The sequence below is a fragment of the Actinomycetospora sp. genome, from assembly GCF_055612215.1.
In genome coordinates, this window is record NZ_JBVPVA010001049.1 from 1 (window position 1) to 5,322 (window position 5,322).

Consider the following 5,322-nt stretch of genomic DNA (forward strand, 5'->3'; position numbering starts at 1 on the left):
ACGCTCGCCGTGCTCTCGCTGATCCCGCCGTGGACGCCGCTGATCATGCCCGCCCGGATCGCGCTGGGCGGGGTCCCGGTCTGGCAGGTGGCGCTGGCGTTCGTGCTGACGCTGGCGTTCACCACGGGGGTGCTCCTGCTCGGCGGCCGGATCTACGCGCGGTCGGTGCTGCGGACCGGGGCGCGGGTGTCGCTGCGGGAGGCCTTCGGCAGGTGAACGGATGTGGTCGCCAGGACGACCACGATCGTTCACATGCGGAGCTTCACCTCGGCCTTGAGGATCTTCCCGACGGTGGAGCGCGGCAGGTCGTCCCAGAACGCGATGTGCTTGGGCGCCTTCACGCTGCCGATGCGCTCCTTCGTGAACGCCACGAGTTCGGCCTCGGAGACCGTCGCGCCGGGCCGCAGCTGCACGGCGGCCTCCACCCGCTCGCCCCACTTCTCGTCGGGCAGGCCCACCACGGCGCAGTCGGCGACCGCGTCGTGGGCCATCAGGGCCTGCTCGACCTCCGCCGAGTACACGTTGAACCCGCCGGTGATGACCATGTCCTTGGCGCGGTCGACGATGAAGAGCCACCCGTCGTCGTCGAGGTAGCCGACGTCGCCGGTGTGGTGCCAGCCGTGCGCCGACACCTCGGCCGTGGCCTCGGGGTCCTCGTGGTACCCGGCCATCACCAGCGAGCTGCGCACCACGATCTCGCCGCGCTCGCCGGCGCCGAGCACGCTCCCGTCGGGCGCCATGATGGCCACCGTGACGAGCGGCGAGGGGCGTCCCGCGGAGGCGAACCGCTCCGTGGCGAGCGTCCCGTCCGGGTCGCGGTGCTCCGCCGGACTCATCGTCGAGATCATCATCGGTGCCTCGGACTGCCCGAAGAGCTGCGCCATCGGGCCGATCCGCTCGCAGGCCTCCGCCAGCCGCGTCGTCGACATCGGGGCGGCGCCGTACCAGAAGCACCGCAGCGACGAGAGGTCCGTGGCGTCGAGGTCGTGGTGGTCGAGCACCATGTAGATCAGCGTCGGCGGCAGGAACGTGTGCGTCACCCGGTGCCGGGCCACCAGGGCGAGGAAGCGCCCGACGTCGGGGGCGGCCATGACGACGACCTCCCCGCCCTGGGCGAGGATCGGGAAGCACAGCACCCCGGCGGCGTGGGTGAGCGGTGCGAGCGCGAGGTACACCGGGCGCCGCTCGAGCGGGTAGGCCATCAGCGTGATCGCGCTCATCGTCTCGAGGTTGCGGTCGGTGAGCTGCACGCCCTTCGGGCGGCCGGTGGTGCCGCCGGTGCCGACCAGCGCCACGACGTCGTCGGAAGCCCCCGACGGGAGCTCGACCTGCGGGTCGTCCGCGGCGGCCGCCAGCCACGCCTCGAGCCCGACCGCACCGTCGACCGCCGGGTCGGGGTCGTCGAGGCACACCAGCGTCGTCAGCGCGGGCAGCTGTGGGGCGATCTCGGCGACGAGCGCGGCGAACGTCGCCTGGAACACCAGCGCGACGCAGCCGAAGAGGGCCAGCAGCTCCCGGTTCTCCCCCGCCGCGTTGCGGGGGTTGATCGGGCACCACACCGCGCCCGCCCGGGCGATCCCGAAGACGCAGGTGAACGCCGTCGGGTCGTTCGCCGAGAGGATCCCCACCGGGTCCCCCGCGACGACGCCGGAGCGGCGCAGCGCCCGGGCGACGTCGTGGGAGAGCGCGACGACCTGGCCGTAGCTGCGGGTCTCGCCGTCGAGGGTCAGGCAGGGGGCGTCGGCCCCGAGCGACGCCCCCTTGTCCAGGTACGACGCCAGGGACACCGGATCACATGCCCATGCCGCCGTCGACCGGCAGGCCCGCGCCGTTGACGAAGCGGGCGGCGTCGGAGGCGAGGAAGACCACGGCGTCGGCGATGTCGGCGACCTCGCCGAGGCGACCCGAGGGCGTCTGCTCGATGACGGCCCCGACGGCCTCCTCGGGGCTGCCGAACAGGCCGAGCCCGGAGGTCTCGACGGCGAGCTTCTGGCCCATCGCGGTCGGGACGAGCCCGGGGTAGACGCAGTTGACGCGCACGCCGTAGCCGAGCTTGCCCGACTCCATCGCCGCGACCCGGGTCAGGCGGTCGACCCCGGACTTCGTCGCGGAGTAGGCGCCGATCGACGGGAAGGCGATGGTCGCGGCCACCGACGAGGTGTTGATGACGGCGCCCCCCGTCCCGGCCGCGCCGCCCGGGCGCATCGCGCGGAAGGCGTGCTTGATGCCGAGCATCGTGCCGATGAGGTTGACCTCGAGCATCCGCCGGACGTCGTCGGGGTCGGTGTCGACGAGCAGCTGGGTCACCTCGAGCCCGGCGTTGTTCACCACGACGTCGAGGCCGCCGAGCTCGTCGACGGTCTGCCCGACCGCGGCCTCCCAGGCCGCGTCGTCGGTGACGTCGAGGGCGACGAACCGGGCGCCCATCCCGGCCGCGGTCTGCTCGCCGAGGTCCTTCGCGACGTCGGCGATCATCACCGCCGCGCCGGCCGCGCCGAGCGCGCGGGCCATCCCCTCGCCGAGTCCCTGGGCCCCGCCGGTGACCAGCACCCGGCGTCCGGTCAGATCGAACGCGCTCACCCTCGCTCCTCCCACCGGCCCGTGTGTCGGGCCGCCGTCGCCGCTGCGACGTGGATCACAGTAGGGAGCTGCGTGCGGCGCCGTCCAGAGCGCGGCTACAGCGCCTGGAAGCGGTCGAGCGCCTCCTGCCGCTCGGCCTTGTGGTCGACCATCGGCGCCGGGTAGTCCGCGGGCGGGTTCTCCAGCTTCCAGGGCTGGTGGACCTTCTTGCCCTCCAGCCCCTCGACGTCGGCGAGCTCGGGGACCCAGCGACGCACGTAGTCGCCCTGGGGGTCGAAGCGCTCGCCCTGGGTCACCGGGTTGAACACGCGGAAGTACGGCGCGGCGTCGGTCCCCGACCCCGCGGCCCACTGCCAGCCGTGCTGGTTGGAGGAGAGCTCGCCGTCGACGAGCAGCTCCATGAAGTGCCTCGCGCCCCACCACCACGGCAGGTGCAGGTCCTTGACCAGGAACGAGGCGACGGTCATCCGCATCCGGTTGTGCATCCACGCCTCGCCGCGCAGCTGGCGCATCGCCGCGTCGACCGCGGGGAAGCCGGTGCGCCCGTCCTTCCAGCGCTCGAACTTCTCCTGCGCCGCCTTCCCGGTGTCGAGGGTGATCCGGTCGAACTTCGGGTCGAAGTTCTCGCGGGCCGAGCGGGGGAAGTGCCAGAGCACGTGGGCGTAGAAGTCGCGGAAGCACAGCTCGTTGCGGAACGACGCCGCACCGGTGCCCTCCCCGCGCGCGTCGGCGAGCAGCGTGCGCGGGTGGATGGTGCCGTACTTGAGGTGCACCGACATCCGCGAGGTCCCCGGGCGGTCGGGTCGGTTGCGCAGGTCGTCGTAATCGGTGAGGTGCTCGTCGACGAAGGCCTCCCACTGCTCGCGGGCGGCCTGCTCCCCCGCCGCGGGCAGCTCGGCGTCCACGGACTCGTCGTCGGGGATCCGCACCGCACGCGGCCCGCCGTCCTTGTCCTTCGGGTCGATCCAGGTCAGCGTCCCGGCGTCGGTGTCGACCGGCATGCCGGCGTCGTCCTGGCGGGTGGGCAGCCGCTTGGCCCACTCGCGGGAGAAGGGCGTGAAGACCTTGTACGGCTCGCCGTCGGACTTGGTGATCGAGCCGGGCTCGGTGAACCACGGCGAGCCGGAGCGCACCAGGTCCACGTCGGCGTCGCGCAGCGCCTTCTCGACGGCCTCGTCGCGCGTGCGGCCGTAGGGGTTGTAGTCGGCCGCGGTGTGGACGCTGGCGGCCTTCACCGCGGCGGCGATCCGGGGCACGACGTCGGCCGGGTCGCCCTTCACGACGAGCAGCTTCCCGCCCAGGGACTCGTCGAGGGCACGCAGGCAGCGGAACAGGAAGGTCCGCCGCCTCGGACCGGAGGGCTCGAGGAGCGCGGGGTCGAGCACGTAGAGCGCCAGGGCGCGGGAAGCCCGCTCGGCGGCGGCGACGAACGTCGGCTGGTCGGCCACGCGCAGGTCGCGCCGGAACCAGACCACGGCGGTGGAGTCGGACGGGGCCATGCCGAGCAGGTACCCGCGCCCGCCGTCGTCACCCGCCCCGGTACGAGCGAAGGGCACCTTCGGTCGATCTGGTCGACCGGAGGTGCCCCTCGCTCGGAATCCGAGACGGTCAGCTGCGCTGGTCCATCGGCACGAACTCGCGCTCGGCCGGGCCGGTGTAGACCTGGCGCGGGCGGCCGATGCGGGTGTCCGGGTCCTCGATCATCTCGCGCCAGTGGGCGATCCAGCCGGGGAGCCGGCCGATGGCGAACAGGACCGTGAACATCTCGGTCGGGAAGCCCATCGCCTGGTAGATCAGGCCGGTGTAGAAGTCGACGTTCGGGTAGAGCTTGCGCTCGACGAAGTAGTCGTCGGAGAGGGCGATCTCCTCCAGGCGCAGGGCGATGTCGAGCAGCTCGTCGCGCTGCCCGAAGTTGCCGAGGATCTCGTCGGCGGTCTTCTTGATGATGGCCGCGCGCGGGTCGTAGTTCTTGTACACGCGGTGCCCGAAGCCCATCAGCCGGACGCCGCCCTCCTTGTTCTTCACCTTGCTCATGAAGGTGTCGACGTCGTCGTCGCTGCGGCTGATCTGCTCGAGCATCTCGAGGACGGCCTGGTTGGCGCCGCCGTGCAGCGGGCCCGACAGCGCGTGGATCCCGGCTGAGACGGAGGCGAACAGGTTCGCCTGCCCCGAGCCGACGAGCCGCACGGTGGACGTCGAGCAGTTCTGCTCGTGGTCGGCATGCAGGATGAACAGCAGGTCGAGCGCGCGCGACATGGCGGGGTCGACGTCGTAGGGCTCCGCCGGGAACCCGAACGTCATCCGGAGGAAGTTCTCGACCAGGCCGAGGCTGTTGTCGGGGTAGAGGAACGGCTGCCCGACGCTCTTCTTGTAGGCGTACGCGGCGATCGTCGGCAGCTTCGCGAGCAGGCGGACCGTCGACAGCTCGATCTGGTCGCGGTCACGGATGCTCAGGCTGTCCTGGTAGAAGGTCGACAGCGCGGAGACCGCGGACGACAGCACCGGCATCGGGTGCGCGTCGCGCGGGAACCCGTTGAAGAACGCCTTGAGGTCCTCGTGGAGCATCGTGTGGCGGCGGATCCGGTCCTCGAACTCGGCCAGCTGCGTCTGCGTGGGCAGCTCGCCGTAGATGAGCAGGTAGGAGACCTCGGTGAACGAGGACTTCTCCGCCAGCTGCTCGATGGGGTACCCGCGGTAGCGCAGGATGCCCGCGTCGCCGTCGATGTAGGTGATGGCGCTCTT

General features: G+C 71.9%; 4 protein-coding genes and 1 pseudogene. 1 reads left to right on the plus strand and 4 read right to left on the minus strand.

Annotation, left to right across the window (positions count from 1 at the left end; translation table 11 throughout):
• Nucleotides 1–216, plus strand: a pseudogene (locus tag AC0CYZ_RS28385) (ABC transporter permease); the annotation flags it as partial.
• 32 nt (nucleotides 217–248) lie between these two features.
• Here AC0CYZ_RS28385 and AC0CYZ_RS28390 read toward each other — a convergent pair.
• From AC0CYZ_RS28390 to AC0CYZ_RS28405, 4 genes are all read right to left on the minus strand, one after another.
• Nucleotides 249–1,787, minus strand: a complete 1,539-nt coding sequence (locus AC0CYZ_RS28390; protein ID WP_472221460.1) for an acyl-CoA synthetase — start codon at nucleotides 1,785–1,787, stop codon at nucleotides 249–251.
• A gap of 4 nt (nucleotides 1,788–1,791) precedes the next feature.
• Entirely contained in the window at nucleotides 1,792–2,580 is a 789-nt protein-coding gene (locus AC0CYZ_RS28395; RefSeq protein ID WP_472221461.1) for an SDR family NAD(P)-dependent oxidoreductase, read from the minus strand.
• Between the two features lie 95 nt (nucleotides 2,581–2,675).
• On the minus strand, nucleotides 2,676–4,079 hold the full coding sequence (locus AC0CYZ_RS28400; RefSeq protein WP_472221463.1) for a cryptochrome/photolyase family protein: 1,404 nt from the start codon (nucleotides 4,077–4,079) through the stop codon (nucleotides 2,676–2,678).
• Nucleotides 4,080–4,188: 109 nt separating this feature from the next.
• On the minus strand, nucleotides 4,189–5,322 hold a 1,134-nt coding region (locus AC0CYZ_RS28405), incomplete at its 5' end, for a citrate synthase (RefSeq protein ID WP_472221462.1).

What these genes read in the sequence shown, in the direction of transcription:
- AC0CYZ_RS28400 (WP_472221463.1), bottom strand. Translation starts at nt 4,079, where the DNA reads ATGGCCCCGTCCGACTCCACCGCCGTGGTCTGGTTCCGGCGCGACCTG.